We start from the raw sequence: 20773 nt of genomic DNA, 5'->3' as shown, positions 1-20773 counted from the left end.
GGCCCGGGCGCGGCTAGAGGGCCTGGGCGCCCGGCTTCACCATGTTCCGTACGGTGCGGGCCTTCACGAAGTCGCCCATGGCCGTCATCTCCCACTCGCCGGAGAACTGCTTGATCAACTTGGCCATCAGCACGCCCGTCTGCGGTTCGGCGCCGGTGAGGTCGAAGCGGACGAGCTCCTCGCCGGTCGAGGCGTCCAGGAGACGGCAGTAGGCCTTGGCGACCTCCGTGAACTTCTGGCCGGAGAAGGAGTTCACCGTGAAGACCAGCCCGGTCACCTCCTGCGGGAGACGGCCGAGGTCGACGACGATCACCTCGTCGTCCCCGCCGCCCTCGCCGGTGAGGTTGTCGCCGGAGTGCTTGATCGCGCCGTTCACGATGGAGAGCTTGCCGAAGTAGCAGCTGTCGATGTGGTTGCGCTGCGGACCGTAGGCGATGACCGAGGCGTCCAGGTCGATGTCCTTGCCGCGGAACGCCGGCTCCCAGCCCAGACCCATCTTGACCTGCGAGAGCAGCGGGCGGCCGCCCTTGACGAGGGAGACGGTCTGGTTCTTCTGGAGGCTGACCCGGCCCTTGTCCAGGTTGATCTTCCCGGTGGCGGCGGGTGCCGCGGCGGGCGGTGCCGGGGGCATCGGCGGGGCCGCCGGGGTCACCGGTGACTGCGGCACGGGCGGTGCGGCGACCTGCTGCGGCGGGGCGGCCGGTGCCGGTTCCTCCACCGTCACCCCGAAGTCGGTGGCGATGCCGGCCAGGCCGTCGGAGTACCCCTGGCCGACCGCGCGGGCCTTCCAGGCGCCGTTGCGGAGATAGACCTCCACGACGACCAGAGCTGTCTCCGAACCGAGCTGCGGGGGCGTGAACGTGGCCAGCACGCTGTTGTCGTCCGCGCTGCGGATCGTCGCCGTCGGTTCGACGCCCTGGAACGTCTGCCCCGCGGCGTCCGGGCTGGCGGTGACGACGATCTTCTCGATGCCCGGCGGGACCGCGGCGGTGTCGACGATGATCGCGTCGGGGGCCGCACCGCCACCGGAGCGGTAGGTCACGCCGGGGCCGCTCGGCTGGTTGTAGAAGATGAAGTCGTCGTCGGAGCGCACCTTGCCGTCGGCGGTGAGCAGCAGGCCCGAAACGTCGAGCCGCACCGGAGCGGCGACGTCCACCGTCACGCGCGCGGTGGAGAGAGGGATGTTCGAGCCGGGGGTCATAGCTGTCATGCCGGGTGAACGAGCGAGACCACTTTGCCGTTCCCTTACCCGGACCCGAACGGGTCCGGGCAGGGACATGGCAGGGGCACGGGCCTACGGCACCCCGCCTTCGCCACCCGCTCCAGCCCGTCCGCGTTCGCCGCCGTCCCGGAGACGGCCGGCCGGCGCGCGGTCTCCAGCCGCGCGTGGGTCGGTGGTCCCGGGGGTTCAGACCCGGATGACCTGAGGCCCCAGCAGTGAGTACCGGTGGGCCTCGGCCGCCGGCAGCAGCGTGCTCGTCACGATCGCCTCCAGTGCGCCCACCTCGGCGAACCGGCAGAAGCTGACCGCTCCGAACTTGGTGTGCACGCCCACGAAGGCCACCCGGCGGGCCGCCCGCACGGCCTGCGCCTTGACCTCGCCGACGGCCGGGTCCGGAGTGGTCAGACCGTGTTCGCGGGAGATGCCGTTGGCGCCGATGTAGGCGAGGTCGACGACGAAGCCGGCCAGCATCTTCGTCGTCCAGTGGTCGACGGTGGCCAGGGTGCCGGAGCGGACCCGGCCGCCGAGCAGCAGTACGGACATGTTCTCGGTCTCGGCGAGCGTGCCCGCGACCGGCAGGGACGCGGTGACCACGGTCAGCGGCCGGTCCCTGGGCAGCGCCTCGGCGATGAGCTGCGGGGTGAAGCCCTCGTCGACGAAGACCGTCTCGGCGTCCCCGAGCAGCCCGGCCGCCGCGGCGGCGATCCGGCGCTTCTCGGGCACATGGCTGGTGGCGCGGAAGGCCAGCGTCGTCTCGAAGCCGGCGCTCTCCACGGGATAGGCGCCGCCGTGCGTACGGCGTACCAGGCCGTGCTCCTCCAGGGCGCGCAGGTCCCGCCGTACGGTCTCCCTGGCCACGCCCAGTTCGGTGGCGAGCGTGGCGACGTCGACCGCGCCGGTGGCGCGCGCGGCGCGCACGATCTCGCGCTGGCGCTCCTCCGCCGTTCTGGGGGTCATGTCGTCACCTCGCTCTCCCGCTGTCCTGCCCGTTCGGGCCCGGTGGGGCCCATGGGGGAAGTTCTACAGCGGGGGCGCGGCACTGACCAGGCCCGTTGCGGGCCCGATACCGCCCGGGTGGGCCCGTCTGCCGTGCGGCCTGCCCGGCTCGGACCTGCGGGGCAGCCGGGCGGCGGGTGGGATAGGGCAGGGCGCGTGCCCGGATACGGCGGCGGGCGGGCCCGTTCGGTGCCCGCCCGCCGAGGTCCGTTCTCCGGTCAGTACGGCCAGATCGGCGGGTCGCTGACGAAGTGGCCGCCCAGGTAGGCGTGGGCGATGTTCTCCGGGTCCAGCTCGCCCTGCTCGGCGATCAGCTTCTCGGCGTACGGCTCGGAGTCGTCCTGCGGCTCGTAGCCGAGCGCCCGCGCGGTGCCGAGGTCCCACCACAGCCGGGTGTTGGCGGAGGAGCCGTAGACGACGGTGTGGCCGACGTTCTCGGCGGTCAGGGCCGCGTGGAAGAGGCGGGCGCCGTCGGCCGGGCTCATCCACAGCGACAGCATGCGCACGCTGGTGGGCTCGGCGAAGCAGGAGCCGATGCGAACCGACACGCTCTCCAGGCCGTGCTTGTCCCAGTAGAGCTGGGCGAGGTCCTCGCCGAAGGACTTGGACAGGCCGTAGAAGGTGTCCGGGCGGCGCGGGGTGTCGATCGGGATCAGCTCACCCTCGTCGGGCGACACGTCGGCCCGGGGGCGGGGGGTGAAGCCGACCGCGTGGTTGGAGGAGGCGAAGACGATGCGCTGCACGCCCTCCTCGCGTGCCGCCTCGTACAGGTTGTACGTGCCCGCGATGTTCGCGCCGAGGATCTTCTCGAAGGGGGCTTCCAGCGAGATGCCCGCGAGGTGGATGATCGCGTCGACGCCCCGCACGGCCTCCCGGACCGCGTCCCTGTCGGCCAGGTCCGCGACGATCGCCTCCGGCGCGTCCTCGATCGGACGCAGGTCGAGCAGGCGCAGCTCGTAGCCGTAGTCGGGCAGCAGGTCCCGCATCAGGGTGCCGAGGCCGCCGGCGGCGCCGGTGAGCAGGACGGTGCGCGGAGCGGGCATCCTCGGGTCTCCTTGGATCACTGGAAGAAGCGGATGCATGTGTGGCCACGGTTCACATGCATGGACACGCTAAGGAGCGGTGGCGGCGCCCGTCAAGTGTCCTACAGGAGTGGCAAAACTGCTGGTGTCTCGCGGGTTGGCGCGCTTGACCCGGCTCGATCGGGCACCCTAGCGTGAGCTCGTTCAGGAATATGGACGCTGCTCAAGAATATGGACCCGTTATGGACCCGGGAGAGCCCGTGACGTCAGCCCCGCTCGCCGACCGTCTGCGCGTCCCCAGCGGACCGCTGTTCTTCCCCGTCACCGCCTACGGCCCCGACGGCTCCCTCGACCTCGACACCTACCGCGCGCACGTCCGCCGCGGCGTCGAGGCGGGCGCCGCCGCAGTCTTCGCGGCCTGCGGGACCGGGGAGTTCCACGCGCTCGCCCCGGAGGAGTTCGAGGCCTGTGTGCGGGCGGCCGTGGCCGAGACCGCCGGGCGGGTGCCGGTCGTCGCGGGCGCCGGCTACGGGACCGCGCTCGCCGTGCGCTACGCGAGGCTGGCCGAGTCGGCCGGGGCGGACGGCCTGCTCGCCATGCCGCCCTACCTCGTCGTCGCCGCCCAGGAGGGCCTGCTGCGCCACTACCGGGAGGTGGCGGCCGCGACCGCCCTTCCGGTCATCGTCTACCAGCGCGACAACGCCGTCTTCACCCCCGAGACCGTCGTCGAACTCGCCCGCACCGAGGGGATCATCGGCCTCAAGGACGGCCTCGGTGACCTCGACCTGATGCAGCGGACCGTCAGCGCCGTCCGCACCGAGGTCCCCGGCGACTTCCTCTACTTCAACGGTCTGCCGACCGCCGAACAGACCCAGCTCGCCTACCGGGCCCTCGGCGTCACCCTCTACTCCTCGGCCGTGTTCTGCTTCGCCCCCGAGATCGCCCTCGCCTTCCACCGGGCCCTCACCACCGGCGACGACACCACCGTCCACCGACTCCTCGACGGCTTCTACCGGCCGTTCGTCGAACTGCGGGCCCAGGGCCGCGGTTACGCCGTCTCCCTCGTCAAGGCCGGGGTCCGGCTGCGCGGCCTCGACGTGGGCGAGGTGCGCCCGCCGCTGCACGAACCGAGCGAGGATCATGTCAAGCAGCTCGCCCAGGTGATCGAGCGCGGCTACGCGCTGCTGGAGGAGGACAAGTAAGTGAAGGCGTCGACATTCGTCTATCCCTGGGACGTCACCGGCGACCCCGAGGCGGCCGCCCGGATCGCCGCGCTCGGCGTGGATCAGGTGACCCTCGCCGCCGCCTACCACTCCACCCGCGCCCTCACCCCCCGCCACCCGCGCCACCGCATCGTCACCGCCGAGCACGCGGCCGTGCTGTACCCGACGGATCCGGCCGGCGACCGCTGGAAGGGCCGCGCCCTGCACCCGTACCCGGCCGGTGACTGGGCCCCCGGCGACGCCTACGGCGAGGCCGCCGAAGCGCTCGCGCGGGCCGGTCTCGACGTGCACACCTGGGTGGTCCTCGCGCACAACTCCCGGCTGGGCGCCGAGCATCCGGACACCTCGGTCGTCAACGCCTACGGCGACCGCTACCCGTGGGCCCCCTGCATCGCCCAGCCCGCCACGCGCGCGTACCTCGTCGACCTCGCCGCCGAGGCCGCCGTACGCCCCGGCGCGGGCGGCACCGAACTGGAGTCCCTCGGCTGGTACGGGCTCCAGCACCTGCACGCCCACGACAAGACCGGCGGCGTCGGCCTCGGGGAGGCCGGCCAGTACCTGATGGCGCTCTGCTTCTGCCCCGCCTGCCGGGCCGGCTACGGCGAGCGGGGCCTGGACGCCGAGGCGCTCTCCGCCGCCGTACGGGAGGCGCTGGAGCCGCTGTGGCAGGGGGCGCCGGACGGCGGGGGAGGCTGGGCGGAGATCGAGAAGCTGCTCGGGGAGGAGACGGCGGCGGCCACGCGCGCGTGGCGCGACGAAACCGCCCGCACGCTCCAGGAGAGCGCCGTGCGGGCGGTACGGGACGCCGCGCCCGCCGGCTTCCAGGTCCTGTTGCACGCCGACCCCGTGACCTACCACGTCGGCGCCAACCCGGGCGTCGACCCGGCGCACATCCTGTCCGTCGCGGACGGGGTCGTCGTGCCCTGCGCGGGCGGCCCCGGCCTGCTGGCCCCCTTCGCCGGGCAGGGCCGGGCGGGCGCGGTCATCGCCGCCAACTTCGGAGTCGTCTCCGGCATGGGCGGCAGCCCGGGGACACTCACCGCCGACATGGCGCGGGCACGCGAACTCGGCGCGACCGAAGTCCGGCTCTATCACGCGGGATTGGCGTCGGACGGGGACCTGGCGGCCGTACGCGAGGCGCTGGCCGCCCGCTGAGCGCCGCGCAGCAGCGGCAGGACCGTCAGCCGGGCCAGGGCCAGCAGCACCAGCAGTGGCCGGTACGGCACGACTTCGACCAGGCCCGCGCCCGCCGCGAGGCCGACGGCGGTCGGCGCGTACATCAGCGTGCCGGCCGTCGCGGTGGCCCGGCCGAGCAGCGCGTCCGGCGTCTCCCGCTGTACGGCGGTCAGCGCGGCGATCAGCACACAGGGCAGCCCCGCCCCGATCGCCGCGCTGCACACCAGGGCCACGGGATCCGAGGCAACGGCCTGTGCGGCGACCGCGACGGCGGTGAGGGCGATCCCGCATCCGGCGAACCGGCGTTCCCCCAGCCGCCGCAGCGCGGGCCCCGAGAACAGCCCCACCACGACCGAACCGGCGCCCTGGACGGCGTAGAGCGTGCCCGTGTACGCGGGGGAGTGGCCGAGGCCCTCGACGACGGCGTAGACCAGCGGGCCGCCGAGGCCCGAGAACAGCATCGTCGCACCGCCCGCCAGGACCAGCGGGCGCAGCTCGGGGTGGCCCCACAGGAAGCGGGCGCCCTCGGCGGTCTGCGCACGCCAGTGTCCGCCGGCCGGCCGCGGCCGCTCCTCGCCGACCCGCACGCACGCGTACAGCCCCGCCGCGCACACGAAGGAGGCCGCGTCCAGGAGCGCCACGGCGGGGCCGCCGTAGACCGCGTACACGCCGGCGCCCGCCAGGGGGGCCACCAGCTTCATGCCCTCGGCGGCCGTGAAGCGCAGCCCGTTGAAGTCGCCGAGCAGGCCGGGGGCGACGGCGGCGGCGACGAGCGCGGACTCGGCCGCGTCGTGCACGACCGAGGCCGCCCCGTACACGAACAGCACCGCGAACAGGAGCCACACCCCGTCGGGGGAGTCGACGGCGAGGAGGGTGGGCAGGAGGGCCGCCGGAAGCAGATCGAGCGCGATCAGCAGGGGCTTGCGGCGGACCCGGTCGGCGAGGGTGCCCAGCAGCGGGCCGAGCAGGGTGGGCGCCCACAGGGCGAGCATGCACAGCGCCGCGAGCCCGTTCGAGCCGGTGAGGTCCTTGACCCACACCCCGGACGCCAGCCAGAGCGCCGAGGTGCCGAAACCGGATACCGACGACGCGGCCAGGTAGAGCGCCGCGTCGCGGTCCCGCAGGACACGCACCACGGACCAGTTCTTCGTCATACCTGGTCATCGTGGATCTGAGGCGGCCACCCGGGCATCGGGCAACTGCCCCGTACGCGACCGTCCGCGGGGCGGAATCCGCGGGAGTCTGTCGGTCACGCCCCTGGGGCGCCTAGGGCATCCGCCCTGGGGCCGAGACCATGGACCGCCCGTGCAGGCCGGGGTGCGATGAGTTTCAAGGACACGACCGGTCCACCCTTCATGACCGACACGACAAGCACACTCGACCTCGGCCCGCAGACCCTGATCGTGGCGCGTCTCGCGGAGGGCGTCCGCGACGAGCAGCTCGCGGACGGGACGCCCTGCCCGGGCTGCGCCGTCCGCAACATGCTCGGGCACCTCACCGGCCTCGCCGTCGCCTTCCGGGACGCCGCCCGCAAGGACCTGGGCCCCACGACCGACACCGCGCCGGACGCCGCCGCGCCGGACATCGGCCCCGGCTGGCGCGAGGAGCTGCCCAAGGTGCTCGACGAACTCGCCGAGGCCTGGCGCGACCCGGCCGCCTGGACCGGCATGACCCGCGCGGGCGCCGTGGACCTGCCCGGCGCGGTCGGGGGCGCCGTCGCCGCCGACGAGTTGGTGATCCACGGCTGGGACCTGGCCCGGGCCACGGGCCAGGAGTACACGCCCGACCCGGCCGCGCTGCGGGTCTCGCACGGCTTCCTGCGGGCGGCCGCCGAGGAGTCGGACCGTGGGGACGGCATCTTCGGCCCCGTCGTGCCCGTGCCGGCGGACGCCCCGCTGCTCGACCGGGCGGTCGGACTGAGCGGACGTGATCCGGGGTGGACCCGCTAGCCGGGGCGTGGACGGCCCCTGCGGTTGCCGTGGACAAACGTAATCACAGCGCGTCCCGCGGCCCCGAAACGTACGCTCCCCACCATGCCCCTGAGCCTCACCGTCCTCGGTACCGCCTCTCCGCACCCGAGGCCGGGCCGCCCCTGCTCCGGCTATCTGCTGCGCGGTGCGGGGGCGGAGGTGTGGGTGGACGCGGGGCCCGGGACGTTCGCGGAGTTGCAGCGGCACACGGATCCGGACCGGCTCACGGCGATCTGGATCTCGCACCTGCACGCCGACCACAGCGCCGACCTGCTCGCCGCCGCCTACGCCCTCGCCTACGGAGGGATGACCCCGCCGGCCCCGATCCCGGTCTACGCGCCGCTCGACTGCGCCCGGCGTCTCGCAGGCTTCTTCGGCCGGCCGGACGTACGGTTCCTGAGCGGGGTCTTCGACTTCCGGGCCCTGTTCGACGGGCACACCGTGCGGCACTGGAACCTGCGCCTCAGCTCGCGCGCGGTGGTGCACGACACCGAGGCCTACGGACTGCGGGCCGAGTGCCAGGGGAGCGTTCTCGCGTACTCGGGCGACACCGGACCGTGCGAGGCCCTCACCGAACTGGCCTCCGGCGCCGATCTGTTCCTGTGCGAGGCGGACATCGACAGCCATCGCGAAGGCGAACGGGAGCAGCAGGTGCATCTCACGCCGGAGGAGGCCGGCGACGCCGCCCGCAGGGCAGGGGTGCGCGAGCTGTACATCACCCACGTCGGGCCCACGCTGACCCGGGAGGCCGCGACCGCCCGGGCCGCCGTCGCCTTCGGGGGCCCCGCCCGGACCGCTCGCGAGGGCGAGACCCTCCCCTTCTGACCCCACTCGGGGCGCGTCCGTCCCGGCAGCCTCACTTCGGCAACCTCAACTTCCTTTGTCAGAAGCATTGACGAAACACAGGGGCCCTCCTACCTTCAACGCGTCGTACTTCGTACGTCATATATGAGACGCGATACGCGAGATCCGAGATCAGATACGCGACATCCGAGAGGCGCGCATGACCTCTGTGCCCACGCCGATCCCGTCCCGCACGCAGTACGTGCTGGAGGAGATCAAACGCCGCATCCTCACCGGTCGGCTCACGCCCGGCCAGGCCCTGGTCGAGACGGAGCTCGCCGCACAGTTCGGGGTCTCCAAGACCCCGGTGCGCGAGGCGCTCAAGACCCTGGCCGGCACCGGACTGGTCGTGATGAGCCAGTACAAGGGCGTCACGGTGCGCATGGTGGACGCGGACATGGCGCGCGAGGTCTACGACGTACGCCTGCTCCTCGAGCCCGAGGCGCTCAAGCGGGCCGTACGGCGGGGAGCCTCCCTGGACGCCGCCCGCGAGGCGCTGACCAGGGCCGACCAGGCGACCGACACCGCCGAACGGTCGCTGGCCAACCGTGAGTTCCACCGCGCCCTGTACCTGCCGTGCGGCAACCCGCTGCTCGGCCGGATGCTCGACGAGGTGCGCGACCAGGCCGCTCTGGTCTCCGCCGTCGCCTGGGCCGCCTCGCCCTCCTGGGAACGGGAGGCCGGTGAGCACCGCGAGATCCTCCGGCTCGCCCTGGCCGGCGACTCCGACGGAGCGGCCGGCGCCCTGCACGCCCACATCGCGTCGTTCGTGCACCGGGCGTTCCCCGAGACCGCCCAGGAGGCCCATGAAGGGCCCCGGGCAGAGAAAGGTCAGGAATGAGCAGCGTGGCGTTCGAGACCCAGCGTGCGGCCCTGGCCGACGTGGTGGCCATCCCGGTGACCCCGTTCGCCGAGGACGGCTCCGTCGACGGCGAAGTCCACCGGGCCCTGCTGCGCCGGCTGCTCGACGGCGGGATCACCACCCTCACCCCGAACGGCAACACCGGCGAGTTCTACGCCCTGACCCCCGAAGAGCGCCGCCTGGTCACGGAGCTGACCGTCGAGGTGGCCGGCGGACGGGCGGCGATCCTGGTCGGCGTCGGACACGACGTACCGACCGCCGTCGCCTCCGCCCGGCACGCCCGTGAGCTGGGCGCGCAGATGGTGATGGTCCATCAGCCCGTCCACCCGTACGTGTCGCAGAGCGGCTGGGTCGACTACCACCGGGAGATCGCCGCGGCGGTGCCCGAGCTGGGCGTCGTCCCGTACATCCGCAACGCGCAGCTGCGCGGCGAACGCCTCGCCGAACTCGCCGACGCCTGTCCGAACGTCATCGGCGTCAAATACGCCGTCCCGGACGCCTCGCGCTTCGCCGCGTTCGCGCGGGACGCGGGCCTGGAGCGCTTCGTCTGGGTGGCCGGCCTCGCCGAGCCGTACGCCCCCTCCTACTTCTCCGCGGGCGCCACCGGCTTCACCTCCGGGCTCGTGAACGTCGCCCCGGCCGTTTCGCTGAACATGATCGAAGCGCTTCGATCAGGGGACTATCCGGCCGCGATGAAGGTGTGGGAACAGATCAGACGCTTCGAGGAGCTCCGCGCGGCCAACGGTTCCGCCAACAACGTCACCGTCGTCAAGGAAGCCCTTGCCTCCCTTGGCCTGTGCCGTCGCGAGGTCCGCCCGCCGAGCCGGCCGCTGCCCGAGGAAGAGCGGGCCGAGGTCGCCGCGATAGCCGCCGGATGGTCCATATGAAGCGCTTCGAAGATCAAGCTCGCAAGCGCCCGGAGGACCTCAGAAGCCACCAGTGGTACGGCGCCGAGGGCCTGCGCTCCTTCAGCCACCGCGCCCGCACCCGCCAGCTCGGTTACCTCCCCGAGGAGCACCTCGGCAAGCCGGTCATCGCCGTCCTCAACACCTGGTCGGACATCAACCCCTGCCACGTCCACCTGCGCGACCGCGCGCAGGCCGTGAAGCGGGGCGTGTGGCAGGCGGGCGGCTTCCCGCTGGAGTTCCCGGTCTCCACGCTGAGCGAGACCTTCCAGAAGCCGACCCCGATGCTCTACCGCAACCTGCTCGCGATGGAGACCGAGGAGCTGCTGCGCTCCTATCCCGTCGACGGGGCCGTGCTGATGGGCGGCTGCGACAAGACGACACCCGCGCTGCTCATGGGCGCGGCCAGCGTCGACCTGCCGACGGTCTTCGTCCCCGCCGGGCCCATGCTGCCGGGCCACTGGCGCAACGAGGTCCTCGGTTCGGGCACCGACATGTGGAAGTACTGGGACGACAAGCGGGCCGGCCTCATCGGCGACTGCGAGCTGGCCGAGCTGGAGAGCGGCCTCGCGCGCTCGCCGGGCCACTGCATGACGATGGGTACGGCGTCCACGCTGACGGCCGCCGCGGAGGCGCTGGGTGTCACGGTTCCGGGCGCGTCGAGCATCCCGGCCGTGGACTCCGGGCACGACCGGATGGCGGCCGCCGCGGGCCTGCGCATCGTCGAACTGGTCCACCGGGACCGCAGGCTGAGCGAGATCCTCACCCGGGACGCGTTCGAGGACGCGGTGACGACCGTCCTCGGTCTCGGCGGTTCGACGAACGCCGTGATCCACCTCATCGCCATGGCGGGCCGCGCCGGCGTCAAGCTCACCCTCGACGACTTCGACCGCGTCGCCCGGACCGTCCCCGTGCTCGCCAACGTGCGGCCCGGCGGCCAGAAGTACCTCATGGAGGACTTCCACTTCGCGGGCGGACTCCCCGGCTTCCTCTCCCGGATCCCGGACCTGCTCCACCTGGACCGCCCGACCGTCTCGTACGACACGCTGCGCGAGCAGCTCGCCGGCGCCCAGGTGCACGACGACGACGTCATCCGCCGCCGGGACGACCCGGTCGCGAGCGAGGGCGGGGTCGCCGTCCTGCGCGGCAACCTCTGCCCGGACGGCGCCGTCATCAAGCACATCTCCGCCGAGCCGCACCTGCTGAGGCACACCGGTCCCGCGGTCGTCTTCGACGACTACCGGACCATGCAACGCACCATCAACGAACCGGAGTTGGGGATCACCGCCGACACCGTCCTGGTGCTGCGGGGCTCCGGCCCCAAGGGCGGCCCGGGCATGCCCGAGTACGGCATGCTGCCCATCCCCGACCACCTGCTCAAGCAGGGGGTGCGGGACATGGTGCGGATCTCCGACGCCCGGATGAGCGGGACGAGTTACGGCGCGTGCGTCCTGCACGTGGCACCCGAGTCGTACGTCGGCGGCCCGCTCGCCCTGGTGCGCACGGGAGACTCCATCACCCTCGACGTCGAGGCCCGCTCGCTCCGGCTCAACGTGGACGACGAGGAGCTGGAGCGGCGTCGGGCGGAGTGGACGCCGCCGCCCGTCCGGTACGAGCGCGGCTACGGCGCGCTCTACAACGAGCAGATCACCCAGGCCGACACCGGCTGCGACTTCGAGTTCCTGGCCCGCCCGGGCAAGGTCGCGGACCCGTACGCGGGCTGAACCACCGCACGTCCGGCACGGCCAAGAACGCACCGCGCACGGAGAGAAAGCGCTTCCCGCACGACGTACACCGAGAACGGAGAACAGTCATGGCCCAAGCCGCAGCCGTGGCGAAGCCGCCCGCGCCACCCCGGCGGCGCCGTGCCTCCGCCACGCCCCGCAGACTGCCGTACCTGCTGATCGCGCCGGCGGCCCTGCTGATGCTGGGCTTCATCGCCTACCCGGTCATCAGCGTCTTCTACTACAGCCTCCAGAACTACAACCCCACCAAACCGTGGCGGAACGGCTTCGCGGGCTTCGACAACTTCGTCCACGCCTTCACCGACGACCCGCAGTTCTGGGACACGCTGACCTTCAGCGCCAAGTGGGTCTTCGTCGAGGTCGGCCTCCAGCTGCTGTTCGGCCTGGCGCTCGCGCTGATCGTCAACCAGACCTTCGTGGGGCGCTCGCTCGGCCGGGCGCTGGTCTTCTCGCCGTGGGCCGTCTCCGGGGTACTGACCTCCGCGATCTGGGTGCTGCTCTACAACTCCCAGACCGGCATCACCCGTTACCTCGCGGACATGGGAATCGGCGAGTACGGCACCAGCTGGCTGTCGGACACCTCCACCGTCTTCCCGGCGGCGATCGTCGCCGACCTGTGGCGCGGTGTCCCCTTCTTCGCGATCCTCATCCTCGCCGACCTCCAGTCCGTCTCCAAGGACCTGTACGAGGCCGCCGAGGTCGACGGCGCGAGCCGGATCAAGCAGTTCTGGCACATCACCCTGCCCCACCTGAAGGACGCCATCGTCCTGTCCACGCTGCTGCGCGCGGTGTGGGAGTTCAACAACGTCGACCTGCTCTACACGCTCACCGGCGGCGGCCCGGCGGGGGAGACCACCACCCTCCCGCTCTACATCGCCAACACCAGCGTCGACGCACACAACTTCGGCTACGCGTCCGCCCTCACCACGGTCGCGTTCGTGATCCTGCTCTTCTGCTCGATGGTCTATCTGCGGCTGAGCAAGTTCGGAGGAGGCGACAAGTGATCACCAAGGAGGCCACCGAGGTCACACCCGTCCCCGTGCGCGTGACCGGCGCGCCCGACCGGCGCCCGTCCCGGCACAAGCGTGCCTGGGACGAGGCCCCCCGCTGGCAGATCTACATCCCGCTGGGGATCTACCTGGTCTTCACCCTCGTCCCCTTCTACTGGATCCTCCTCTTCGCGCTGCGCCCGGCCGGCTCGACCTCGCTCGTGCCCTGGCCGATGACCTTCGAGCACTTCGAGAAGGTCTGGAACGAGCGGGACTTCGCCGTCTACTTCCAGAACAGCGTGCTCACCGGCGTGGCGACCCTGCTGCTCACCACCGGCGTCGCCCTGGCCGGCGGCTACGCCCTCGCCCGCTTCGACTTCAAGATCAAACGCGGCTTCATGCTCGCCCTGCTGTGCACGCAGTTCGTGCCGGGCGCGCTGCTTCTCGTGCCGCTCTTCCAGATCTTCGCCGAGCTCAAGATGATCAACTCGCTCGGCAGCGTCATCATCGCCGAGACGGTCTTCCAGCTGCCGCTGTCGATGATCCTGATCAGTGGCTTCATCCGGAACGTGCCGTACTCCCTGGAGGAGGCCGCCTGGGTCGACGGGTGCAACCGGCTCACCGCCTTCCGGATCGTCGTCCTTCCCCTGCTGCGGCCCGGGTTGATCGCCGTCGGTTCCTTCGCCTTCGTGCACGCCTGGAACCACTTCCTGTTCGCCCTGATGTTCCTGTCCGACCAGACCAAGCAGACGATCCCCGTCGGCCTCAACACCCTGATGAGCGCGGACAGCGTCGACCTGGGCGCGCTGGCCGCGGGCGGCATCATCGCCGCCGTCCCCGTGGTGCTCGTCTTCGCCTTCATCCAGAAGTGGCTGATCACCGGCTTCAGCGCGGGGGCGGTGAAGGGATGAGACTCCGTCAGATCACGGTGGTAGCGGCCGCGTTGGGGCTGCTCTGCGTCCCCGCGCAGGCCGAGGCCCGGGACATCTCCCGTGACACCCTCGCCGCCGACGACGGCTGGGCGGCCTACGGCACCGGCACCACCGGAGGCGCGGCCGCCGACGACGCACACGTCACCACCGTCACCGACCGCGCCGGACTCGTCCGCGCCCTCGACGGCGGCAGCGACACCCCGAAGATCATCAAGATCGCCGGGACGATCGACGCCAACACCGACGACGACGGCGACCACCTGGACTGCGCCGACTACGCCACCGACGGCTACGGCCTGAAGAAGTACCTGGCCGCCTACGACCCGCGCACCTGGGGCGCCGCCAAGCCGAGCGGCGCGCAGGAGGAGGCCCGCCAGGCGTCGGCGGCCGCGCAGGCCGAGCGGATCGTCCTCCCCGTCGGCTCCCACACCACCATCGTCGGCCTCGGCGAGGGAGCCGGCCTCAAGGGCGCAAGCCTCCAGGTGAAGAACGCGGACAACGTCATCCTCCGCAACCTCGACCTGCGCGACGCCTACGACTGCTTCCCCGTCTGGCAGCCCAACACCGGCGGCCTCGGCGACTGGAAGACGGCGTACGACAACATCTGGCTGACCGGCGCGACACACGTCTGGGTCGACCACGTCACCGCCTCCGACCAGGGCCACCCCGACTCCGCCGAGCCCACCTGGTTCGCCCGCAACTACCTGCGCCACGACGGACTGCTGGACATCACCAACGGCTCCGACCTGATCACCGTCTCCTGGAGCCGGTTCGCGGGACACGACAAGGCAATGCTCATCGGCAGCGGCGACACGGCCACCGGCGACCGCGGGAAGCTCCGGGTCACGCTGCACCACAACCAGTTCGAGTCCGTCGTACAGCGCGCGCCGCGCGTCCGCTTCGGGCAGGTGCACGTCTACGACAACCGGTACGTCGTCCCCGAGGGCGCCGAGTACCGCTACTCGCTGGGTGTGTCGACCGAGTCGGCCGTGTACGCCGAGAACAACGCCTTCCACACCCCCGGCCACGTGGAGATCGCCGACCTGGTCAAGAGCTGGAACGGCACCGCCCTGCACCAGAGCGGCACCCTCTTCAACGGCTGGCCCGTGGACCTCCTCGCGATCCACAACGCCTACAACAGCGGCAGCGAGCGCGACCTCACGGCGGACGTCGGCTGGACGCCTACCCTGCACGGAAAGATCGACAGCGCCGCGGTGGCCGACCGCGAGGTGGCACGCGGCGCGGGCGCAGGGAGGATCCCATGAGCACCGCCGAACCGATGAGCAGCCCGGTCCCGATCGTCCTCGCGGGCGCGCGCGGCCACGGCCGCTGGCACCTGGACAACATCCGCCGGCTCCAGGACAAGGGCATCGTCCGCCTGGCGGGCGTCTGCGAGCTGACCCCGCTGACCCCGGTGGAGATCCCCGAGGGCCTCGGCACGCCCGAGCAGTCCGCCGACTTCGGCGCGCTGCTGGACACGACCGGCGCCCGGATCGCCGTCATCTGCACCCCGATCCCCACCCACACCGACCTGGCCCTGATCGCGGCGCGCAAGGGTGTGCACCTGCTCCTGGAGAAGCCGCCCGCGCCCTCCTACGCGGAGTTCCGCCGGATGGCGGACGGGGTCGCCGAGGCGGGAGTGGTCTGCCAGATCGGCTTCCAGTCGCTGGGCTCGCACGCCGTGCCCGCGATCCGCGAGCTGATCGACGACGGGGTGATCGGCGAGATCTCCGGGGTCGGCGGTGCCGGGGCCTGGGCCCGGCCCGAGGCGTACTACCGGCGGGCGCCCTGGGCGGGCAGGCGACGGCTGAACGGCGTCGACGTGATCGACGGGGCGCTCACCAACCCGCTCGCGCACGCCGTCGCCACCGCCCTCGCGCTGGCCGGCGCCACCCGCGCCACCGATGTCACCGGCATCGAGACCGAGCTGGCGCACGCCAACGCCATCGAGTCCGACGACACCTCCTGTGTCCGCGTCACCACGGTCGACGGCCGCGAGATCGTCGTCGCGGCCACGCTGTGCGCCGAGGACCCCGACGACCCGTACGTCATCGTGCACGGCGACCGCGGCCGGATCACCTACTGGTACAAGCAGGACCGGGTCCTGCTCCAGCGGGCCGGCCACGGCCCCGAGGAGTTCGAGTACGGTCGCACCGATCTGCTGGAGAACCTCGTCGAGCACCTCACCGACGGAACGGAACTGCTGGTCCCGCCCGCCGTGACCGAGTCGTTCATGCGGGTCGTCGAGGCGATCCGGGTCGCCCCCGACCCGGTGCGGGTGCCCGACGACGCCTGGCGCCTGCTGCCCGACGAGGAGCGGCGGGTCGTCCCCGGCATCGACGGCCTCGTCGCGGCCGCCGCCGACACCCTCGCCCTCTACTCCGAACTGGGCGCCCCCTGGGCGTTCACGACCGCGCATCCGAAAGAGGTGAGCCCCTGATGACCGCAACCGCACCCGACGCACCGGTCGTCCTGCGAGTCGCCGGCCGCCCGGTCGCCCGCTACGTCACCAGGCCCGAGCTGCCCGCCCGGCTCTCCCCGCGGCCCTATCTGCACCCCGTCACCACCCTGGCCGGCACGGCGGTCACCGAACTGAGCCCGGCCGACCACACACACCACCTCGGCGTCGGTGTAGCCGTACCCGACGTCGAGGGGCACAACTTCTGGGGCGGACGCACCTACGTCCGTGACCTGGGCCCGACCGAGCTCGACAACCACGGTGCCCAGCGGCACAGCTCCTTCCAGCTCCGCGACCCGGACGGCTTCGTGGAGGAGCTGCGCTGGGTCGCCTCGGGAACGGAGCTGCTGCGCGAGCGCCGTACGGTCGCGGCCACCGAACTCACCGACACCGCCTGGGCGCTGGACTTCACCTTCTCCCTGACCAACGTCACCTCCGGCCCGCTGTCCATCGGCAGCCCGGCGACGAACGGGCGCCCCGGAGCGGCCTACGGCGGCTTCTTCTGGCGGGCCCGGAAGGAGGACGCGGCCCCCGAGGTCTTCACCGCCGGCACGGAGGGCGAGGCGTCCGTCCACGGCGCCCGCGCCGACTGGCTCGCCCTGGCCGGCGCCGGCTGGACGCTCGTCTTCGCCGGGGCCACCGCCGCCACCCGCCGAGACCCCTGGTTCGTCCGCACCGGCGAGTACCCGGGCGTCGGCTCCTCGCTGGCCTCGGAGGAGAGGCTGCGGATTCCGCCCGGCGAGACGGCCGTACGCCGGATCGTCACCGTCGTCGCCGACGGCCGCCCGGACCGGGGCGAGGCGGCGGCACTGGTACGGAAGGCGGTCAGCCAGTGACGTACGAGACGTACACCAACCCCGTCCTGAACGCCGACTGGTCCGACCCGGACGTCGTGCGGGTCGGCGACGACTTCTACCTCACCGCCTCCAGCTTCGGCCGCGCCCCCGGCCTGCCCCTGCTGCACTCACGCGACCTGGTCAACTGGACGCTGATCGGCCACGCCCTCGAACGCCTCGAACCGGCGGGCGAGTTCAGGTCTCCGCGGCACGACTGCGGGGTGTGGGCGCCCTCCCTGAGGCACCACGACGACCGCTTCTGGATCTTCTGGGGCGACCCCGACCAGGGCATCTTCCAGGTCAACGCCCCGCAGATCAGGGGGCCTTGGTCCCGCCCGTACCTGGTGAAGGAGGGCAAGGGGCTCATCGACCCCTGTCCCCTCTGGGACGACGAGACCGGCGAGGCCTATCTGGTCCACGCCTGGGCCAAGTCCCGCGCGGGCGTCAAGAACCGGCTCACCGGCCACCGGATGCACCCCGAGGGGACGGCCGTCCTCGACGAGGGCAAGGTGATCGTCGACGGGGACCGGATACCCGGCTGGTTCACCCTCGAAGGGCCGAAGCTCTACCGGCACGACGGCTGGTTCTGGATTTTCGCGCCCGCCGGGGGAGTGGAGACCGGCTGGCAGGGTGCCTTCCGGTCCCGGGACTTCTTCGGCCCGTACGAGGAACGGATCGTCCTGGAGCAGCGGGACACCGAGGTCAACGGCCCGCACCAGGGCGGGTGGGTGCGCACCCGGTCCGGCGAGGACTGGTTCCTTCACTTCCAGCAGCGCGGCGCGTACGGCCGTGTCGTCCACCTCCAGCCGATGCGCTGGGGTGCGGACACCTGGCCGGTGATCGGCGACGAGGGCGCCCCGGTGGCGGAGCACCGGCGGCCCGACCTGCCCGCGGGACCGCCCGCCGCACCCGCCACCGACGACGACTTCCCCGGCGGGCGCTTCGGCCGCCAGTGGTCGTGGACGGCCAACCCGCAGGACGGCCTCGCCACCCAGCACTCCGCCGACGGACTGCGCCTGACCTGCGTGCGGACGGCCGACGCGCACGACCTGCGCAGGCTGCCGAGCATCCTCACGCAACGGCTGCCCGGGCTCCCGTCGGCCGTGGAGGTGGAGCTGGAGCTGCACAGCGAGGAGCCGGGAGCCCGCGCCGGGCTCGCGGTCCTCGGGGACGCCTTCGGCTGGATAGGGCTCCAGCGAGGTACGGACGGGGCCGTCCACCTCGTGCACCGGTTCGCCGAACCGGTCGCCGATCGGGAACGGGACGCCGCCCACCCGCGGCTCGCCCCCCGGGGACGGGCGCGTCTGCGGATCGAGATCGGCACCGGAGCACGTTGCCGTTTCGCGTACGACACCGGTGACGGCATGCGCTGGTCGGGTCCCGTGTTCGCCGCCACGCCCTGGCGCTGGGTCGGTGCCCTGCTCGGCCTCTTCGCGCTCGCGCCCACCGGAACCGGGCACGCGGGAGCGGCCACGTTCGGCGAGTTCCGGATCAGCCCGCTCCGACCGCTCTGACTCATCACTTCCGTACGCCTGTTGGGAGCCGCAATGACGCACTTCCCTAGCAAGCGCTTGCCGAGACCGGGTGTGGTCCTGGCGGCCGTCGCCGGCCTGTTGGCCGCTCTCGGCCTCGGTGCCGCGGGGCAGGCGAAGGCCGCCGTCGAACCGGGGACGGCCGCCGTCGCCCCGGCCTCCTCGGCTTCGCCCTGGACCGACCGGGCCCACGGCTTCGCCTCGCTCGCCGGCGGCACCACCGGAGGCGCCGGCGGCAGGGTCGTCACCGTCACCGACCAGGCCTCGCTCGCGAGATACGCGGCGGCCGAGGAGCCGTACGTCATCCGGGTCAAGGGCGCCGTGGCCGTCGAGCCCTTCGGCTCCGACATCGTCGTGACCTCGAACAAGACGATCATCGGCGCCGGCGACACCGGCGAGATCGTGCACGGGGAGCTGCACCTGAACCCCGGTACGCACAACGTGATCATCCGCAATCTGACGATCCGGGACTCGTACGTCGAGGGCGACTGGGACGGCAAGACGACCGACTTCGACGCGATCCAGATGGACACCGTCGACCACGTGTGGATCGACCACAACCGCTTCACACACATGGGCGACGGGCTGCTCGACATCCGCAAGGACAGCCAGTACATCACCGTCTCCGCCAACCGGTTCGACGACCACAACAAGGCGTTCGGCATCGGCTGGACGACCAACGTCCTGACCCAGATCACCATCGACCACAACTGGTTCACGGGCACCAAGCAGCGCAACCCCTCCGCGGACAACTGCGCGTACGCCCACCTCTACAACAACTACCTCTCGGCTCAGGTGGCCGACGGGGACCCGGTGTGGACGTACGGGAACTGGTCGCGCGGCCACACGAAGATGGTCATCGAGAACAGTTACTTCGACGGGATCCAGCATCCCTACCAGGCCGACGCCACCGCCGAGCTGGTGCAGCGCGGGTCGATCCTGCGGAACACGAGCGGGCGCACCGACGCGTGGGGTACGGCCTTCGACCCGCGGGACTTCTACACCTACCGGCTGGATCCCGCGGCCGCCGTTCCCGCGCTGGTCACCCGGTTCTCCGGGCCGCAGAAGCAGATCGGTGACGCGGTCGCGCTGCACGTACCGGGCGACTACCCGACCGTCCAGGCCGCCGTCGACGCCGTGCCCGACGGGAACTCCGACGACGTCACCATCGCCGTCGCGCCGGGCACGTACCGCGAGAAGGTCCTCATCCCCGCCACCAAGCCGAACATCCTGTTGCGGGGGACCGGGCACGATCGCTCGGACACCGTCATCGTCTACGACACGCCCGCCGCGTACGGGGGTTCGACGGGGAGTGCCACGGTCAGGATCGCCGCGAACGACGTCACCGCCCGCAACCTCACCTTCAGCAACGACTTCGACGAGGCCGCGGTCGAACTGAACGGCGAGCAGGCCCTCGCCATGAAGACCACCGGAGACCGGATCGTCTTCGAGAACACCGCCTTCCTGGGCAACCAGGACACGTTGATGACCGACAGCCCCAAGCTGACGGCCGTCAGCCGGGTGTACGTCCGTGACTCCTACATCGAGGGCGACGTCGACTTCGTCTACGGGCGGGCCACCACCGTGATCGAGCGGTCGGTGATCCGGTTGCTGAGCCGGGGGTCGACCACCGACAACGGCTATCTGACGGCCGCTTCCACATGGACGGGCAATCCCCACGGGTTCCTGATCACCCGGTCGAAGGTCGTCAGCGACGCGCCGGAGCAGTCCTTCCACCTGGGGCGCCCGTGGCACCCGGGCGGGGAGCCGGCTGCGGTCGCGCAGGTGCTGATCCGCGACACCGAGCTGCCGGCGGCGGTCAAGTCCTCGCCGTGGACCGACATGAGCGGGTTCTCGTGGCGGGACGCCCGGTTCGCGGAGTACCGCAACCACGGGCCGGGGGCGGCGGCCTCGGCCGACCGGCCGCAGCTGAGCGACGCCGACGCCGAGGCCCGCACCGTCGCCGACTACCTCGCAGGCGCGGACGGCTGGGAACCGTACGCCCGTGCCGCCACCACCCACTGACCCCCCACAACTTCATATCTCCGTTGGGATCCAGAAG

18 protein-coding genes are annotated in these 20773 nt (G+C 72.0%); 14 read left to right on the top strand and 4 right to left on the bottom strand.

Annotated features, from left to right (window positions below):
* Positions 1–13 precede the first annotated feature (13 nt).
* From G9272_RS11780 to G9272_RS11770, 3 genes are all read right to left on the bottom strand, one after another.
* Entirely contained in the window at positions 14–1201 is a 1188-nt protein-coding gene (locus G9272_RS11780) for a TerD family protein (protein WP_171401945.1), read from the bottom strand.
* Between the two features lie 207 nt (positions 1202–1408).
* Positions 1409–2179, bottom strand: coding sequence for a DeoR/GlpR family DNA-binding transcription regulator (locus G9272_RS11775; RefSeq protein WP_171396520.1), 771 nt, complete (start codon positions 2177–2179; stop codon positions 1409–1411).
* 257 nt (positions 2180–2436) lie between these two features.
* Entirely contained in the window at positions 2437–3261 is an 825-nt protein-coding gene (locus G9272_RS11770; protein ID WP_171396519.1) for an NAD-dependent epimerase/dehydratase family protein, read from the bottom strand.
* A gap of 239 nt (positions 3262–3500) precedes the next feature.
* Here G9272_RS11770 and G9272_RS11765 point away from each other — a divergent pair, with 239 nt between their 5' ends.
* Both G9272_RS11765 and G9272_RS11760 read left to right on the top strand, forming a co-directional pair.
* Positions 3501–4442 carry a 5-dehydro-4-deoxyglucarate dehydratase gene (locus tag G9272_RS11765; RefSeq protein WP_253267777.1) on the top strand — a complete coding sequence of 314 codons (942 nt, stop codon included), beginning with the start codon at positions 3501–3503 and terminating at the stop codon, positions 4440–4442.
* Complete coding sequence (locus G9272_RS11760; RefSeq protein WP_171396517.1) at positions 4443–5618, top strand: hypothetical protein; 1176 nt, start codon at positions 4443–4445, stop codon at positions 5616–5618. It begins immediately after the preceding gene.
* Here G9272_RS11760 and G9272_RS11755 read toward each other — a convergent pair.
* Positions 5555–6793, bottom strand: coding sequence for an MFS transporter (locus tag G9272_RS11755; protein WP_171396516.1), 1239 nt, complete (start codon positions 6791–6793; stop codon positions 5555–5557). The two genes, G9272_RS11760 and G9272_RS11755, sit on opposite strands and share 64 nt — an antisense overlap.
* A 201-nt stretch (positions 6794–6994) precedes the next feature.
* Between G9272_RS11755 and G9272_RS11750 the strand changes: the two genes are divergently transcribed.
* From G9272_RS11750 to G9272_RS11695, 12 genes are all read left to right on the top strand, one after another.
* On the top strand, positions 6995–7588 hold the full coding sequence (locus tag G9272_RS11750) for a TIGR03086 family metal-binding protein (protein WP_171396515.1): 594 nt from the start codon (positions 6995–6997) through the stop codon (positions 7586–7588).
* Between the two features lie 84 nt (positions 7589–7672).
* Positions 7673–8434 (top strand): MBL fold metallo-hydrolase, encoded by a 762-nt coding sequence (locus tag G9272_RS11745; protein ID WP_171396514.1) that lies wholly within the window; start codon positions 7673–7675, stop codon positions 8432–8434.
* A 178-nt stretch (positions 8435–8612) separates the two neighbouring features.
* Positions 8613–9293 (top strand): GntR family transcriptional regulator, encoded by a 681-nt coding sequence (locus G9272_RS11740; RefSeq protein ID WP_171396513.1) that lies wholly within the window; start codon positions 8613–8615, stop codon positions 9291–9293.
* Complete coding sequence (locus tag G9272_RS11735) at positions 9290–10201, top strand: dihydrodipicolinate synthase family protein (protein ID WP_171396512.1); 912 nt, start codon at positions 9290–9292, stop codon at positions 10199–10201. The genes G9272_RS11740 and G9272_RS11735 overlap by 4 nt, the downstream gene beginning before the upstream one ends.
* Positions 10198–11943: an L-arabinonate dehydratase gene (araD, locus tag G9272_RS11730; RefSeq protein ID WP_171396511.1), complete on the top strand. Its 1746-nt coding sequence runs from the start codon at positions 10198–10200 to the stop codon at positions 11941–11943. Before G9272_RS11735 ends, araD begins: the two co-directional genes overlap by 4 nt.
* Before the next feature lie 89 nt (positions 11944–12032).
* On the top strand, positions 12033–12968 hold the full coding sequence (locus tag G9272_RS11725; protein WP_171396510.1) for a carbohydrate ABC transporter permease: 936 nt from the start codon (positions 12033–12035) through the stop codon (positions 12966–12968).
* Positions 12965–13864: a carbohydrate ABC transporter permease gene (locus G9272_RS11720; protein WP_171396509.1), complete on the top strand. Its 900-nt coding sequence runs from the start codon at positions 12965–12967 to the stop codon at positions 13862–13864. The genes G9272_RS11725 and G9272_RS11720 overlap by 4 nt, the downstream gene beginning before the upstream one ends.
* Positions 13861–15150 (top strand): pectate lyase family protein, encoded by a 1290-nt coding sequence (locus G9272_RS11715; protein ID WP_171396508.1) that lies wholly within the window; start codon positions 13861–13863, stop codon positions 15148–15150. Before G9272_RS11720 ends, G9272_RS11715 begins: the two co-directional genes overlap by 4 nt.
* Positions 15147–16325 carry a Gfo/Idh/MocA family protein gene (locus tag G9272_RS11710; RefSeq protein ID WP_171396507.1) on the top strand — a complete coding sequence of 393 codons (1179 nt, stop codon included), beginning with the start codon at positions 15147–15149 and terminating at the stop codon, positions 16323–16325. Before G9272_RS11715 ends, G9272_RS11710 begins: the two co-directional genes overlap by 4 nt.
* The gene (locus G9272_RS11705) at positions 16325–17179 is read left to right on the top strand and encodes a PmoA family protein (RefSeq protein WP_171396506.1); all 855 of its coding nucleotides are present in this window, start codon (positions 16325–16327) and stop codon (positions 17177–17179) included. The genes G9272_RS11710 and G9272_RS11705 overlap by 1 nt, the downstream gene beginning before the upstream one ends.
* Positions 17176–18693, top strand: coding sequence for a glycoside hydrolase family 43 protein (locus G9272_RS11700; protein WP_171396505.1), 1518 nt, complete (start codon positions 17176–17178; stop codon positions 18691–18693). Before G9272_RS11705 ends, G9272_RS11700 begins: the two co-directional genes overlap by 4 nt.
* Before the next feature lie 33 nt (positions 18694–18726).
* On the top strand, positions 18727–20736 hold the full coding sequence (locus G9272_RS11695) for a pectinesterase family protein (RefSeq protein ID WP_171396504.1): 2010 nt from the start codon (positions 18727–18729) through the stop codon (positions 20734–20736).
* Positions 20737–20773 lie beyond the last annotated feature (37 nt).

The sequence above is a fragment of the Streptomyces asoensis genome (assembly GCF_013085465.1).
In the GTDB taxonomy this organism is placed as follows: domain Bacteria; phylum Actinomycetota; class Actinomycetes; order Streptomycetales; family Streptomycetaceae; genus Streptomyces; species Streptomyces cacaoi_A.
This window is presented reverse-complemented; position numbering and strand designations above follow the sequence as displayed.